Raw genomic sequence first — 14,446 nt, 5'->3', positions numbered from 1 at the left:
GTCTTTCGCGTCATAGGGAGCTCCAGATGAAACGCACTCTCCTTTCCCTTGTCGCGGTCGCGGCGCTGGCTGCGCCGGCCGCCGCCCAGATCAAGCTCGGCGTCGCCGGGCCGATCACCGGCCCCAATGCGGCCTTTGGCGCGCAGCTCAAGAATGGCGTCGAGCAGGCGGTCGAAGACATCAACGCCGCCGGCGGCATCCTTGGCCAGAAGGTCACGGTCTCGGTCGGCGACGATGTCTCCGATCCCAAACAGGGCGTATCGGTCGCCAACAAGTTCGCGGGCGATGGCATCAAGCTGGTGGTTGGGCATTTCAATTCAGGCGTCACCATGCCGGCGTCGGAAGTCTATGCCGAGAACGGCATTCTGGCGATCACGCCTGCCGCGACCAATCCGAAGATCACCGAGCGCAATCTCTGGAACATGTTCCGCACCTGCGGCCGCGACGATCAGCAAGGCCTCGTCGCCGCCGCCTATATCGCCAAGAACTACAAGAACAAGAAAGTCGCCGTCATTCACGACAAGACGACTTACGGCCAGGGCCTCGCCGACGAGACGCGCAAGGCGATGAACAAGGCCGGCGTGAAGGAGGTGCTGTATGAAGGCGTGAACACCGGCGAGAAGGATTTCTCGGCGCTTGTCTCGAAAATGAAAGCGGCCGGCGTCGAGCTGATGTATTGGGGCGGGCTCCACACCGAGCTTGGCCTCATCGTGCGCCAGATGCGCGATCAAGGTCTCAAGACCGTCGCCATGGGCGCCGATGGAATCACCTCGGACGAATTCGCAACGATCGGCGGCCCCGGCGTCGAGGGCACGCTGATGACCTTCCCGCCGGATCCGCGCAACCGTCCGGAAGCCAAGGGCATCGTCGAGAAGTTCAAGGCCAAGAACTTCAATCCCGAAGCCTACACGCTCTATTCCTACGCCGCCGTGCAGATCATGGCGGAAGCGGCGAAGCGCGCGAACTCGCTCGATCCCAAGAAGATCGCCGCCGAGATGCATAACGGCAAACCCTACAAGACCGTGATCGGCGACATCGCCTTCGACAAGAAGGGCGACATCACGCGGCCCGACTATGTCATGTACACCTGGAGGAAGGGCGCCGACGGCAAGATCACCTACATCGAGGGCGCGGCGGGAACCTGATCGCGCGCCTTCAAAAAAGCTTGCAAATCACTGCAAGGCCCCGGCTCCTCCGGGGCTTTTTTCATGCGCGCGTGAAGCGCGCGGCGAAGCAGCCCTGTCGCGCGAAATGCGCGTGGACTTCAGCAACCTTTTCGTCGGACAGCATTCGCCGCAGCACGCGATCGGCGTAAGGCCCTTCGCAAATCTCGCCCTCGACGAGAAAGCCGCGCTCGTCATAAGCGCGCAGCGACAACATGACCTCGCGCATCATCGGCGGCAGCTCGCCGACATATTCGCGCTTCTCCGTCGCGGCGCGCGACACGAAGATTGGCCCTCTGGCGCGATAGGGAGAATGCGGCGCGGTACGATGCTCATGATTGACGAGCACAAGCTCCTCGCCCTTGTCCGCACGCTTGAGCGAGACGCGGCAGGGATAGGCGCCGCCTCGGTCCGCGATCATGCGTGTGGCGCCGCGCACGCGAAGCTCATCGTCGCTCATGGTGAAGAAAGGCGCGAAAATTTCAGGATCAAGCCCGACGGCGCGATAATTCATGACGACCTCCTGTGTCTCAGGAGGAGACATGCGACGCATCGATCGATGTCGCCACCCGAAACCTGCGGCGGCTAACCCAGCTTAGCCAGCGCCGGGAACGTCTCGAGCAGCCAGAACGCCATGCGCTCGGCGCCGCCAGTGAGAAAGGCGACGCCGGTCAGCACAAGCAGCGCCCCCATCGCCTTCTCCACCTTGTCGAGATGCGCGCGAAAGCCGCGCATCCAGCGAATGAAAGGTCCCATCGCGAAGGCCGCCGCGAGAAAAGGAATGCCGAGGCCGAGCGAATAAACCGCAAGCATCGTGACGCCCTGCCAGATCGTCTGCGTCGATCCGGCAAGGCCGAGGATCGCGCCGAGCACCGGCCCGATGCAGGGCGTCCAGCCGAAGGCGAAGGCGAGCCCCATGACATAGGCGCCGATGAGCTTTCCTCCGCTCGACGCCTGAAAACGCATCTCGCGATAGAGTAGCGGAATTTTGAACAGCCCGAGGAAATGCAAACCCATGATGATGATCGCGACGCCGGCGATGATCGAGAGTTCGCGCGAATAAGCGCGCAGCAACTGCCCTGCGACCGAGGCGCCGGCGCCAAGCGCGATGAACACCGTGGAGAATCCCAGCACGAACAGCAGCGCCGCGACGATGGCGCGGCGCTGCACATGCGGCTCGACCTCGTCAGTCAGCTCCTCGATCGAGGCGCCGGCGAGATAGGTGAGATAAGGCGGCGCAAGCGGCAGCACGCAGGGGCTGAGGAAACTCAGGAGGCCGGCCAGCAGCGCCCAGGGATAGGTGACTTCGGTCATGCCGGCCTTCTAACCATGGCGACGCTCTCGCGACAGGCGCCAGCCATGTCCCTCCCCCGCTTGTGATCCCGCGTCAGAAGTGGCTGATTGCCGCAATGCCAGTCTCCCGCAATCTCATCACCGACGTGTCAGGCGTGCTTGTCGGCAACGCCCAGGACGAGCGCGGCGCGTCGGGCGCCACTGTCGCCCTGTTCGAGGAGCCCGCGACCGCCTCCGTCGCCATCCATGGCGGCGCGCCGGGCGTGCGCGACACCGCGCTTCTCGAACCCGACATGACGGTCGAGAAAATTGACGCGATCTGCCTGTCAGGCGGCTCCGCCTATGGCCTCGACGCCGCCGGCGGCGTGATGAACGCGCTGCTTGCGCGCGGCCGCGGCTTCGCGATTGGGCCGGTGCGCGTGCCGATCGTGCCGCAGGCGATCCTGTTCGACCTCCTCAATGGCGGCGACAAGCCATGGCTGCGCGCGCCTGATCGCGATCGCGCGCCCTATTGGGATCTCGGCCGCGAGGCAACACAGAATGTCAGCGACATGTTCGCGCTCGGCACATCAGGCGCAGGCTTTGGCGCGACGACGGTCAATCTGAAAGGCGGCCTCGGTTCTACGAGCGCGGAAGTTCCGCGCACCGGCCACATGGTCGGCGCGCTTGTCGCGGTGAACGCGGTGGGATCAGCGACTGTCGGCGATCTCCCGAATTTCTGGGCGGCGCCCTATGAGCAGGCGAGCGAATTCGGCGGCCTCGGATTCCCGCAGACGACGCCCGCGGTCGCGCTGGCGCCGCGCTTCAAGGGGTTGCCGGCTGCGAATACGAATATCGCGATCGTTGCAACCGACGCCGTGCTGACGAAGGCGCAGGCGAAACGTCTCGCCATCGGCGCCCATGACGGGCTGGCGCGCGCGCTCAGGCCCGTTCACGCCTCTCTCGACGGCGATGCGGTCTTCGCGGCGGCAACGGGGAAAAAGACAGGCGCCGTCAATCCTGTCGACCTCACCATCATCATCGCCGCCGCCGCCGATTGCCTCGCGCGCGCCGTCGCGCGCGCCGTGTTCGAAGCGAAGGCGCTGCCGTTCGACAAAGCGCTGCCAAGCTGGCGGGATAAGTTTGAGCGGAAGTAGGTAAGAATTTTTGAGGACGGCTTCGCCGATTCTTCCGCTGGGCCCCGGACTTCGTTCCACTCGCTTCGCTCGCTCCACGAATCCGGGGACGGAGAAAGCATAACCTTCAAAAATTGAAGCTCTCTTCGTCCCCGGAACGGTGAAGTGAGGCGATAAGCCAAACGGAACCGTGTCCGGGGCCCAGCGAAAAACGTCGCGAAGCAACTTCAACGCGACGATGCTCCAGATGCGCTCGCGTCGTCGTATCTGCGCCTTCGGCGTCGACTCTCCCCCTCAAGGGGAGGGTGAAGATCGCGCCTGATCTATCCGACGATCACCTCACCGGCGCAGTCGCAGTGATCTCGCCGAAGATGCGCGTAGTATCGTTGATCGCCCACTCAAACCCGGCGCCGACCTGCGGACGCACGGCGAAATTCTGATCGGTGCGGCCGCCAAGCGAAGCGGGCATGCGCCAATATTCATTCTGCGCGATGGCGCCGACCGTCGAATAGAGCAGCACGTTCGGCTGCACGAGATAACCGAACTTCACTTTCGCGGCGCCGGCGAAATCGCGCGAATATTCGCCATAGGGCGACGTCGAGCCGCTCAGCGCGAACGGCTTCATGTAGTTGAGCGAGCCGACCACGCCATAGACGAAATCGCCTTCGCGCCACATCTTGCCGCCTTCGACCCCGATGGTCGGCCCGCCATAGGTGCGGCCGCGGGTATGGCTGACAATCTCGAGGCCCGAAGAAATGGCGAGATACTGGCCGTCCCACTTCGGCTGCGAGATGCCGAACGGCGACCAGTCGGACCAGGGCGCGCTCGCGCTCCCTGCCGCGGCCGGCGCGGCGCCGAGCGCCGCCAGAGACGCAGCGGTCAGGAACAGGCGGCGGATCGGACGCTGAAAAATCATGCCGGAAAGATACATGATCTTTCTCAACAACCAACTATGGCGCCAGTCGGGCGCCCCTTACCGCATGCCGGGCCGGTCGGCGCGGAACGGGTTCGGATCCACGAATGGCGCTTCGCCTGTCATCATCTCGGCGATCAGCCGCCCCGTCACCGCGCCCAGCGTCAGCCCGTGATGGGCGTGACCGAAGGCAAACCACAAATTCCTGTGCTTCGGCGCCGGGCCGATCACGGGCATCATGTCGGGCGTGCAGGGCCGGCAGCCCATCCACGGCTCCGAATCCACGCGCTCGGCGAGCGGGAACAGCGAGCGCGCAATCGGCTCGGCGCGCTTCAACTGCACCGGCGTCTTCGGCGCGTCGCGGTCGGCGAACTCCGCGCCGGTCGTCAGCCTGATGCCGCGCGCCATCGGCGCGATGAAGTAGCCGCGCTCGACATCGAGCATGGGATGATTGAGCGTTGCGTTGCCCTGCGCCTTGTAATGCATGTGATAGCCGCGCTTCACCGCGAGCGGCAGCGCATAGCCGAGCTTGATCGTCACGAGATCGGCCCATGGCCCAAGCGCGACGACGGCGCTGCCGGCCTCCACTGCGCCCTCCTGCGTCGTCACGCGCCAGCCGTCGCCATTCGCTTCCAGCGTCTTCGCGTCGCCGATCAGGAATTTGCCGCCGAGCGTCTCGACATATTTGCGATAGCCGTCCGCCAGCGCGCCGGGATCGCTGCACGAATCAGGCTGCGTGAAATGCAGCGCGCCGATCAGCGATTGATCGATATGCGGTTCGGCCGCGCGCAGCGCCGCCTGATCGAGCGCCAGCGATTCAACGCCGAAATGCCGCCGCCATTCATCGGCTTCGGCGAGACGCGCGTCGCGCTCCTGCGTCGTGCGGAAAAGCTTGAGCCAGCCGATCGGCCGCAGCAGCGAGCCGACGCCGGCTTCGCGCGCCAATTCCCTGTGCTCGACGACGCAATGCTCGATCAGCTTCGCATATTGCCGCGCGATGCCCTCGTGATGCGAGGCGCGCGAATTGAGCCAGTAGCGGAACAGGAAGGGCGCCAGCTTCGGCAGCGCGCTCAGGTGATAATGCGCGTCGATCGTGCGATTGGTCGCGTAGCGCAGCAGCGCGCCGAAATCGTGCGGGAAGCCGTAGGGGTAGACGCCTTCGCGCTGGATCAGGCCGGCGTTGCCGTAGGACGTCTCCTGCCCGGCGCCGCGGCGATCGACGAGTGCGACCGACCGTCCCCGCTTCTGCAAATGCGCCGCGATCGAGACGCCGATAATCCCGGCGCCCAACACAACTGCGTCAACCTTCATCCTTCGGCCCCCGGGCTCCTCGCCTCCCCATAAAGCATGAAAGCGGGAAGCGCGAACGCCGCCATGCGAATTTTCGGCCATATCCTGCGATGTCGCGCCGCTCATGCGCATTGTCTGCCACCCTGGCGCATGCGTTGCAGAATCCAGCATTTCGTCGGGGCGCATGTCGACCTTGCGCCCGGCGAAACCCTGAATGCTTGACTCAGGCAACCATCGCGCTCCATGCCGGCAATTCCTAGCGCCGCTGGAGGCCGCTCTGTTCGTCTGGCCTCGATCCTTTCTGGCGCTGCTCGGCCGCTACGGCCCGACCGCGTTCGGCCTTTCCCTGCTGGTCGGCTTCGCGCTGCCCTGGCTGGCGCGACCAGTGAAACCGATTCTCGGCGCGATCATCTTCTGCTTCATCGCCATCAACATGATGCGGGCTGACTTGCCGGCGCTGCGTCGTCTCGCACAGAGGCCGAGCCTCATCGCAACCCTTCTCGCCTGGAACACGCTGCTGCCTTTCGCCGTGGTCGGCGCGATTGTCGCGATTTTCGGGCGCGCCGCTTTCGAGCCCGGATTGCTGCTGGGGATGGCGGTGACGGCCGCAGCCCCGCCGCTTGTCGCCGCGCCTGCCTACGCGCTGCTGCTCGGCTTCTCGAACGCGGTGCCGCTCACGGTTCTCGTGCTCGGCATGGCGATCACGCCGCTGAGCGCGCCGCTCATCGCCGACGCCATCGTCGGCTCGGCGGCGCCCATAGATCAGATTGCGCTGACGATCAGGCTCGCCATCTTCCTCTTCGGCGCGATGGCGGTCGGTCTCGCCATCCGCAAGGCCGTCGGCGAAACTTGGCTCTCGAAAAACAAGCCCGAGTTCGACGGCGCTGGCGTCGTGCTTTTCTTCGTCTTCGCCATCGCGCTGACCGAAAGCGTTTCGCAGGCTGCATTCGCCGATCTCGGCAAGGTCGCGCTTTATCTCGGCATCGCCTTTGCGATCTGCATCATCTGCTTTGTCCTGACATGGCTGGCGTGGCGGCGCTTCCACCGGCGCGAGGCGGTGACGCTCGCGATCGCCACAGGCCTGCGCAACACCGGCCTCATCATCGCCGCGATGGGTGTCAACACAGTGCCCGACGCGACGTTCCTGTTTTTCGCGCTGATGCAGTTTCCCGTCTATTTCGCGCCGCAGCTTCTGAAGCCGTTCGTCGGCGCGATGGCTGGAAATATCAAAGCGAAGGAAGAAATCGCCGCGGGATAAAGCGCGCCGTTACGCTGCGAGCGCGCGTTCAATTTCCGGAATGGGATGTGAGGTGAGATCCTTCGGGATTTCCGCGACGATCTTGTCCGCCACCTCTGCATGCGCCGATTTGCGCAGATCGCCGAGCACCTTTGGCGGCGCGACGATCACCAGGCGCTCAAACCCGCCACGATGCGCCTGACGATAGAGCATGCCGGCGATCTCGCCCGCGAACTGTTCCTCCGCAAGACGATGCCAATCGGTCTGCTCCATGGCGCTGCGCCGCGCGCCCACGGACGCATGCGCGCGCCCCGGCTGGTCCGCTCCCTGATCACGCGTCGCCGGATTATCATTCTCGAACACATCCTCGACTTCGAGTCTCGGTTTCGCCGGCGAGCCGACATTGCGAAAAAACAGCGCGCGACCGCCATCGCCAACAAGCACAAGCGCATCATGGGGAATCGTCGGCATCGTCGTCTCCTTTCCCTTCGCAAGCCAACGCCTCACGTAGCGAGCCGTTCCCGCGGTTGCCGCGCTCACGGCCCGGTGCTACCGCGCGACCATGAACCGGCCGCTGATCCTTGCTCCTTCGCTGCTCGCTTCCGATTTCGCCCGCCTTGGCGAGGAGACCCGCGCAGCCGACGCCGCCGGCGGCGACTGGATGCATCTTGACGTGATGGACGGCCATTTCGTGCCAAACATCACCTTCGGCCCTGACCTCGTGAAAGCGATCCGGACGTTCTCGAAGAAGCCTTTCGACGTTCATCTCATGATCGCGCCGGCTGATCCCTATCTCGAAGCCTTCGCGAAGGCGGGCGCCGACGTCATCACTGTCCATGCGGAAGCGGGGCCGCACGTCCATCGTTCGCTTCAGACGATCCGGGCGCTCGGCAAGAAGGCGGGGATCGCCATCAATCCCGGCACGCCGGCGCAGGCGGTGGAGCCGCTGCTCGGCATGGTTGATCTGGTGCTGCTGATGACCGTCAATCCAGGCTTCGGCGGCCAGAGCTTCATCCGCGACGTCTGCGACAAGATCAGAACCGTGCGTCAGATGATCGGCGGCGCTGACATCGACCTCGAAGTCGATGGCGGGATCACGGCCGAGACCGCGCCGCTTGCCGTCAACGCCGGGGCCAATGTGCTGGTCGCCGGCTCCGCCTTCTTCAAGGGCGGCCCGAACGCCTATGCCGCCAACGGCGAGGCGATCCGCAACGCCGCGGCGATGGCGCGGGGAGAACTGGTCTAGCCGCCGTTGAGGCGCCCGCCCGCCTGTGTTAGGCGCCGGGACGCCCCGCAGGAGAGTTAGCCCCATGGTGCCGCGCTACGCGCGACCCCAGATGACCGCCATCTGGGATCCGCAGACCAAGTACAAAATCTGGTTCGAGATCGAGGCGCACGCCACCGACAAGCTCGCCGAACTCGGCGTCGTGCCGAAGGCGGCGGCCGAGACCATCTGGAAGAAGGGCAAGGACGCGACCTTCGACGTCGAGCGCATCGACGCGATCGAGCGCGAGGTGAAGCACGACGTCATCGCCTTCCTGACGCACCTCGCCGAGATCGTCGGTCCCGAAGCGCGCTTCGTGCATCAGGGCATGACGTCCTCGGACGTACTCGACACGACGCTTGCGGTGCAGCTCGCGCGCGCCTCCGACATTCTCATTGCCGATCTCGACGCGCTGCTGGCGGCGCTGAAGACGCGCGCCTTCGAACACAAACTCACCCCGACAATCGGCCGCTCGCACGGCATCCACGCCGAGCCGACCACCTTCGGCGTCAAGCTCGCCTACGCCTACGCTGAATTCTCTCGCGCCCGCGATCGTGTGATCGCGGCGAAGAAAGAAATCGCGACCTGCGCGATTTCGGGCGCCATCGGCACATTCGCCAATGTCGATCCGCGCGTCGAAGCCCATGTGGCGGAGAAGATGGGGCTCGCCGTCGAGCCCGTCTCGACGCAGGTGATTCCGCGCGATCGCCACGCCATGTATTTCGCGACGCTCGGCGTCGTCGCCTCCTCGATCGAACGTTTCGCGACGGAAATCCGGCATCTCCAGCGCACTGAAGTGCTGGAGGCCGAAGAGTTCTTCTCGCAGGGCCAGAAGGGCTCGTCGGCGATGCCGCACAAGCGCAATCCGGTGCTGACCGAAAATCTCACCGGTCTCGCCCGCCTCGTGCGCGGCTACGCCATGCCGGCGATGGAGAATGTGGCGCTCTGGCATGAGCGCGACATCTCGCATTCATCGGTCGAGCGCTTCATCGGTCCTGATGCGACGATCACGCTCGACTTCGCGCTGGCGCGTCTGACCAGCGTTGTCGAGAAGCTGCTCGTCTATCCCGAGAACATGCGCAAGAATCTCGACCGGCTCGGCGGGCTCGTCCACTCCCAGCGCGTGCTGCTGGCGCTGACCCAGAAGAACGTCTCGCGCGAGGACAGCTATAGCTGGGTCCAGCGCAACGCCATGAAGGTCTGGCGCGGCGAGGCCTCATCCTTCCTCGCCTTGCTCAAGGCTGATCCCGACGTCCATGCGAAACTCAGCGACGCCGAGTTGGAGGAGCTGTTCGACGATGGCTATCACTTCAAGCATGTCGACACGATCTTCAGCCGGGTGTTCGGCAAGGCTTGACCCAGGCTGCGCCTTGAACGCGCCCTAAAGTCTGGCTATATTTGTAGCCAGATCGAGGGGTATATGATCACCGTTGGCACCCTTGAGGCCAAGAATCGCCTGTCCGAACTTCTCGACCGGGTCGAAAAGGGCGAGCGCGTGCAGATCACGCGCCACGGCAAGGTTGTGGCGACGCTGGTGGGGGACGAGCAGGCCAAGCAGGAGCGGGCCAGCCGAGCGATGGAGGATATTCGCGCGATCCGTGAAAAAATCCGTGCGGACATCAGCAAGCGCGGCGATCCGCCAATTACGACAGACGAGATTTTAGACTGGATTCGCGAAGGCCGGCGCTGATCCATGACATTTGTCATCGATGCATCGGTGATGGCGAGCATTGTCTTGCCGGACGAGTCGAGCGTCAAAGCTGACAGGGTCGCGAGCATCCTCGACGCTGAAGGCGCCGAGGTTCCGGCTTTCTTTTTGATCGAGGTCGCAAACACCTTGTTGCTCGCAGTCCGCCGCAGACGCATCGACGAGGAAACCTGGCGACGGCTTCTTGAAAGCCTGACGACCCTAAAGCTGCGGGTTGATGCAGAGACCCACGCGCACGCCTGGACCACGATTAGCGACGTCGCGTGTCGTTATCAGTTGACCGCCTACGACGCCGCTTACCTCGAGCTTGCGCAAAGAAAGGCGCTCTCCCTCGCCACGCTCGATTCACGCCTCGCGGAAGCCGCGCGCGCCGCTGGCGTAGAGTTGCTTTAGAACACAACCATGCGCGCGTCCGATTACGATATCCTCATGATTCCCGGCCTCGGCGATTCCGGCGCCGATCATTGGCAGTCGCGCTGGGAGGCGAAGCTCTCCACCGCGCGGCGCGTGCTTCAGTATGATTTCAATCGCGCCGACCGCATCGCCTGGACGCAGCGCATTCTCGAGGACACGCGGCTTGCGACGCGGCCGGTGATCTATGTCGCGCACAGCGCCGGCGTGCTCGCCGTGGCGCATGCGGCATCCGAACTCGCGGATACCAAAGTGCGCGGGGCGTTTCTCGTCGCGCCGCCCGGCGCGACCGCCGTGCTCGCCATGGATGAACTCAACAAGAGCTTCATTCCCGTTCCGCGCGGGCCTCTTCCATTTCCCTCGATTCTCGTCGCCAGCGGCAATGATCCGTTCTGTCCGATCGCCGAGGCCGAGGAGATGGCCTACGCTTGGGGTTCGGCTTTCACGCCGGCCGGCGAAGCAGGGCATATCAATTCGGACTCCGGACATGGTCCGTGGCCGGAAGGGCTGATGCGCTTCGGCATGTTTCTCAAAAATCTGAAGTCGTAGAGCGCAAAAGAAAACGCCGCCCGGAGGGCGGCGCTTCTGCAATCGATATTCGCTGATATCAGCGCGAATAATATTCGACGACCAGATTCGGCTCCATCTGCGTCGGATACGGCACTTCCGCCAGACCCGGGATGCGCGCGAGTTTCGCGGTCATCTTGGAGTGATCGACTTCGAGATAATCAGGCACGTCGCGCTCGGCGAGCTGGCTGGCGCCGAGCACCGTCACCGACTGCTTCTGCGCCTCGACGACTTCGATCACGTCGCCCGGCTTCATCTGCATGCTGGCGATGCTGGCGCGCTTGCCGTTCACCTTGACGTGGCCGTGATTCACGAACTGGCGCGCCGCGAACATCGTCGGCACAAATTTCGCGCGATAGACCAGCGCGTCGAGACGGCGCTCGAGCAGACCGATCAGATTCTCGCCGGAGTCGCCGCGCAAGCGGGTCGCCTCGGCGTAATATTTGCGGAACTGACGTTCCGAGATGTTGGCGTAATAGCCGCGCAGCTTCTGCTTGGCGCGAAGCTGGGTGCCGAAGTCGGACAGCTTGCCCTTGCGGCGCTGGCCGTGCTGGCCGGGGCCGTACTCGCGGCGGTTCACGGGGCTCTTCGGGCGGCCCCATAGGTTCACGCCGAGGCGGCGGTCGATCTTGTGCTTGGCGTCGTGACGCTTGGACATCGTGGTTCTCTTTTCTTGGCCGGAACCACGGAAAGCGCCGAATCCGCGCATCTCGCGCGGCGATCGATCGCTCTGAACCGCGGACCGGCCCGGTTTCGGGGTCGGGTCCGCGCCCTCCTCTGCCCAATCCGGATCACTCCGGCTTCGGCCGACAGGCGGCTCACGGAGATCCGGAACCGCCACGGGCGACAAACTGAAACCGGCCGGGAACGAGCCCGGCCGGAACAGCGGCGCTTAAGCCACAAACGGATCAGGAAGTCAAAAGGCCCTTGAGACAACTCGCGTCGGCGTCTGGGGCGGCGGGACGATCCTGACATAGTTCCGGATCGTCATCGAATTCACCCGGCCCATCCACTCCCAGCGAACCTGATATTCGAAGTAGTCCGTCCCAAGCGCTGCGCCAACCCGATAGGCTGACTGGGCCTCGTTCGCCCGGCCGAAAACCCCGAGCTTGGGAGGAACAGTCACTTGGTGGCCAAGCAGCGCTCCGCCGCTATGCGAATTGAAAGCGCAAACAGAGTTCGGCGTCGTAAGAATGCGTCGGACGGCTACCGTGCCGTCAAAAAACCGGATGCCAGGAAACCGACAGAGATTGCGCTGCGCCTGGGCGCTCGCCAAGTCCGCGGTCAATACTGAAAACGCAATGGCAAGTGAAAGGCGTAACCTGTTCATGGGAGCCTCGCTGCGTCTGACGCGCGGAAGCGTAAGCGGGCTTTGGCCATCCGCAGTGCGGCTCCGCACAAGGGCCTCGACTTGGCCAACGAATGAGCTAGCCTTGAGCCGGCTCGGATCCAGAAAGAAGAGAGGACGCCATGTCTCTCGCCGAAACCGCATCATGGCCGGTCGCCAACAACGGCGACGCTTCTCCCCCGAAATCGGCGGAGGCCCGCGCGCCCGAAAGCGGCGTTATCGCCGCCAGCGTCTACGCTCATGGCGTGCGCATCGCCGACATCCCGATCGAGGACGCCGGCGAATGGTCGCGCAAGGACGGCCATGTCGTCTGGATCGGCCTGCTGGAGCCTGACGCGGAATTGCTCCATCGCGTGCAGAGACAATTCAATCTGCACCCTCTTGCGATCGAGGATGCGGAGAACGCGCATCAGCGTCCCAAGCTCGAACAATATGGCGACGCGTTGTTCGTCGTCGCGCGCACGGCGCAGATGGTGGAGAAGCGCATCGCCTTCGGCGAGACGCACATCTTCGTCGGCCATGGTTATATCGTCAGCGTCCGCCACGGCGCCTCGACCTCCTACAAGGCCGTGCGCCAGCACTGGGAGACCTGCCCGACATCGCTGGCGAAAGGCGAGGATTTCATCCTCTACGCCATCCTCGATTTCATCGTCGACAACTACATGCCCGTGCTCGAAACCATTCACGATGAGGTCGAGGAGATCGAGGACAAGGTTCTGGCGAAGCCGATGATCCGTGACGACATCGAGCGGCTCTATATGCTCAGGCGTGATCTCCTGCGGCTGCGCAACGCAGTGGCGCCGCTCGTCGATGTGTGTCTGCGTTTGTCGAACGCGAGCGTTCCCCAGATTCGGCCGACTCTCGCGCCGATGTTCCGCGACGTGACCGATCATGTGCGCACTGTGCAGGAGAAAATCGACAGTCTGCGCGAAGTGCTCGCCTTCGCCTTCGAGGCGAGCCTGCTTGTCGGCCAGAGCCAGGAAAACGCGATCACGAAGCGGCTGGCGTCGTGGGCCGCCATTCTTGCGGTGCCGACGGCGATCGCCGGCATTTATGGCATGAACTTCAAGAATATGCCGGAGCTCGAACTGCAGTTCGGCTATCACACGGTGATGGCCGTCATCGTCGTTTCCTGCGCGATCCTGTTCTGGCGCTTCCGCAAGAACGGTTGGCTATAGCAAACGGCGCGTCAGTTCAGCGCGAGAGGCATCGCTTCGATCGCGACATCGTCAAGGCCGCGCGCTGCCAGCGCGGCCTTCAGCGCCGGCGTCAGCCCCGCGCCTGACGTGAAGAGCGCGACGGCTTCGCAGCGCATGGCTCCATTCATTAGCGACTCGCCGATCAGTTGAGTCACGCGCCGCGCGATGGCGGGCGCCGGATCGATATAGGTCACAGGCCAGGCCGCCAGACGCTCGAAGCTTTCGCGCAGCAACGGATAATGCGTGCAGGATAAGGCGATCACATCGGTGCGCGCGACGTAGCCGTCAGCGCGCTTGCGTTCGACGAAGCAGGGCGCAATCTCTGCCGCGATCGCTTCATCACTTACAGGCTCGCCGCGCAGATGCGCTTCGGCCAGCGACGCAAGCTTCGTCGAGCCGACGAGCAGCATCTCGCAATCGCCGGCATAGGTTTCGATGAGGTCGCGCGTATAGTCGCGCGCCACGGTGCCGGGCGTCGCAAGTACGGCCGCGATACGGCTGCGGCTGAGAGCAGCGGCCGGCTTCACCGCCGGCACCGTGCCGACAAAGGGAATTGAAAACCGCGCGCGCAGAACCGGCAGCGCCACGGTCGACGCCGTGTTGCACGCGATCACCACGGCGTCAGGAGAAAACCGCGCGATCAGCTTCTCGATCACGGCAGGCACGCGCGCGCGCAGATCATCTTCCGAGAGCCTTCCATAGGGGAAAGCCGCGTCGTCGGCGGCGTAGATGAAGCGCGCGTCGGGACGGGCGCGCATCACTTCCGAAAGCACCGTCAGCCCGCCGACGCCGGAATCGAAAACGAGAATTGTCGGCGCGCTCAAAGGCAGCGCCCTGACGCCCGAAGCTCCGGCGCCCGCAAGAAGATCATAACGCATGACAAAGTCCCGACCGGCTTCATCATGGCGACTCGAAAGTTGACGAATTGGAAAGAATTT

Annotated in this window: 17 protein-coding genes; 9 read left to right on the top strand and 8 right to left on the bottom strand. The window is 64.1% G+C overall.

Going from position 1 to position 14,446, the window contains the following annotated elements; translation table 11 throughout:
- The first annotated feature begins 26 nt into the window (after positions 1 to 26).
- On the top strand, positions 27 to 1,145 hold the full coding sequence (locus tag L8F45_RS03880) for a branched-chain amino acid ABC transporter substrate-binding protein (protein ID WP_342361575.1): 1,119 nt from the start codon (positions 27 to 29) through the stop codon (positions 1,143 to 1,145).
- Between the two features lie 61 nt (positions 1,146 to 1,206).
- Here L8F45_RS03880 and L8F45_RS03875 read toward each other — a convergent pair whose 3' ends face one another.
- Together L8F45_RS03875 and L8F45_RS03870 are read right to left on the bottom strand one after the other, a co-directional pair.
- Entirely contained in the window at positions 1,207 to 1,677 is a 471-nt protein-coding gene (locus L8F45_RS03875) for a DUF1203 domain-containing protein (RefSeq protein ID WP_342361574.1), read from the bottom strand.
- A 71-nt stretch (positions 1,678 to 1,748) separates the two neighbouring features.
- Positions 1,749 to 2,477, bottom strand: a complete 729-nt coding sequence (locus L8F45_RS03870) for a cytochrome c biogenesis CcdA family protein (RefSeq protein WP_342361573.1) — start codon at positions 2,475 to 2,477, stop codon at positions 1,749 to 1,751.
- Between the two features lie 95 nt (positions 2,478 to 2,572).
- Between L8F45_RS03870 and L8F45_RS03865 the strand changes: the two genes are divergently transcribed.
- The gene (locus tag L8F45_RS03865; RefSeq protein WP_342361572.1) at positions 2,573 to 3,592 is read left to right on the top strand and encodes a P1 family peptidase; all 1,020 of its coding nucleotides are present in this window, start codon (positions 2,573 to 2,575) and stop codon (positions 3,590 to 3,592) included.
- Between the two features lie 313 nt (positions 3,593 to 3,905).
- On the opposite strand, the gene L8F45_RS03860 is transcribed toward L8F45_RS03865, so the two are convergent.
- On the bottom strand, positions 3,906 to 4,502 hold the full coding sequence (locus L8F45_RS03860; protein ID WP_342361571.1) for an outer membrane protein: 597 nt from the start codon (positions 4,500 to 4,502) through the stop codon (positions 3,906 to 3,908).
- Positions 4,503 to 4,544: 42 nt separating this feature from the next.
- Positions 4,545 to 5,795, bottom strand: a complete 1,251-nt coding sequence (locus L8F45_RS03855; protein WP_342361570.1) for an NAD(P)/FAD-dependent oxidoreductase — start codon at positions 5,793 to 5,795, stop codon at positions 4,545 to 4,547.
- A gap of 193 nt (positions 5,796 to 5,988) precedes the next feature.
- Between L8F45_RS03855 and L8F45_RS03850 the strand changes: the two genes are divergently transcribed.
- Entirely contained in the window at positions 5,989 to 7,032 is a 1,044-nt protein-coding gene (locus L8F45_RS03850; protein WP_342361569.1) for a hypothetical protein, read from the top strand.
- A 9-nt stretch (positions 7,033 to 7,041) separates the two neighbouring features.
- On the opposite strand, the gene L8F45_RS03845 is transcribed toward L8F45_RS03850, so the two are convergent.
- Complete coding sequence (locus L8F45_RS03845) at positions 7,042 to 7,482, bottom strand: host attachment family protein (protein WP_342361568.1); 441 nt, start codon at positions 7,480 to 7,482, stop codon at positions 7,042 to 7,044.
- 91 nt (positions 7,483 to 7,573) lie between these two features.
- On the opposite strand from L8F45_RS03845, the gene rpe reads away from it, so the two are divergent.
- From rpe to L8F45_RS03820, 5 genes are all read left to right on the top strand, one after another.
- Complete coding sequence (rpe, locus tag L8F45_RS03840; RefSeq protein WP_342361567.1) at positions 7,574 to 8,257, top strand: ribulose-phosphate 3-epimerase; 684 nt, start codon at positions 7,574 to 7,576, stop codon at positions 8,255 to 8,257.
- 64 nt (positions 8,258 to 8,321) lie between these two features.
- Positions 8,322 to 9,632 (top strand): adenylosuccinate lyase, encoded by a 1,311-nt coding sequence (gene purB / locus L8F45_RS03835; protein WP_342361566.1) that lies wholly within the window; start codon positions 8,322 to 8,324, stop codon positions 9,630 to 9,632.
- A 63-nt stretch (positions 9,633 to 9,695) separates the two neighbouring features.
- Positions 9,696 to 9,965, top strand: coding sequence for a type II toxin-antitoxin system Phd/YefM family antitoxin (locus L8F45_RS03830; protein WP_342361565.1), 270 nt, complete (start codon positions 9,696 to 9,698; stop codon positions 9,963 to 9,965).
- A gap of 3 nt (positions 9,966 to 9,968) precedes the next feature.
- Entirely contained in the window at positions 9,969 to 10,376 is a 408-nt protein-coding gene (locus L8F45_RS03825) for a type II toxin-antitoxin system VapC family toxin (RefSeq protein ID WP_342361564.1), read from the top strand.
- Between the two features lie 9 nt (positions 10,377 to 10,385).
- Entirely contained in the window at positions 10,386 to 10,943 is a 558-nt protein-coding gene (locus L8F45_RS03820) for an RBBP9/YdeN family alpha/beta hydrolase (RefSeq protein WP_342361563.1), read from the top strand.
- A 58-nt stretch (positions 10,944 to 11,001) separates the two neighbouring features.
- Here L8F45_RS03820 and rpsD read toward each other — a convergent pair whose 3' ends face one another.
- Together rpsD and L8F45_RS03810 are read right to left on the bottom strand one after the other, a co-directional pair.
- Positions 11,002 to 11,619, bottom strand: coding sequence for a 30S ribosomal protein S4 (gene rpsD / locus L8F45_RS03815; RefSeq protein ID WP_342361562.1), 618 nt, complete (start codon positions 11,617 to 11,619; stop codon positions 11,002 to 11,004).
- A gap of 258 nt (positions 11,620 to 11,877) precedes the next feature.
- Positions 11,878 to 12,291, bottom strand: coding sequence for a hypothetical protein (locus L8F45_RS03810; protein WP_342361561.1), 414 nt, complete (start codon positions 12,289 to 12,291; stop codon positions 11,878 to 11,880).
- Between the two features lie 140 nt (positions 12,292 to 12,431).
- On the opposite strand from L8F45_RS03810, the gene corA reads away from it, so the two are divergent.
- On the top strand, positions 12,432 to 13,487 hold the full coding sequence (gene corA / locus L8F45_RS03805; protein ID WP_342361560.1) for a magnesium/cobalt transporter CorA: 1,056 nt from the start codon (positions 12,432 to 12,434) through the stop codon (positions 13,485 to 13,487).
- An 11-nt stretch (positions 13,488 to 13,498) separates the two neighbouring features.
- Here corA and murI read toward each other — a convergent pair whose 3' ends face one another.
- Positions 13,499 to 14,386, bottom strand: coding sequence for a glutamate racemase (murI, locus tag L8F45_RS03800; protein WP_342361559.1), 888 nt, complete (start codon positions 14,384 to 14,386; stop codon positions 13,499 to 13,501).
- Positions 14,387 to 14,446 lie beyond the last annotated feature (60 nt).

Origin of the sequence: Terrirubrum flagellatum (genome assembly GCF_022059845.1) — a bacterium.
Taxonomy (GTDB): domain Bacteria; phylum Pseudomonadota; class Alphaproteobacteria; order Rhizobiales; family Beijerinckiaceae; genus Terrirubrum; species Terrirubrum flagellatum.
Note: the sequence above shows the minus strand (reverse complement) of the source record. Positions and strands in the feature narration are given on the sequence as shown.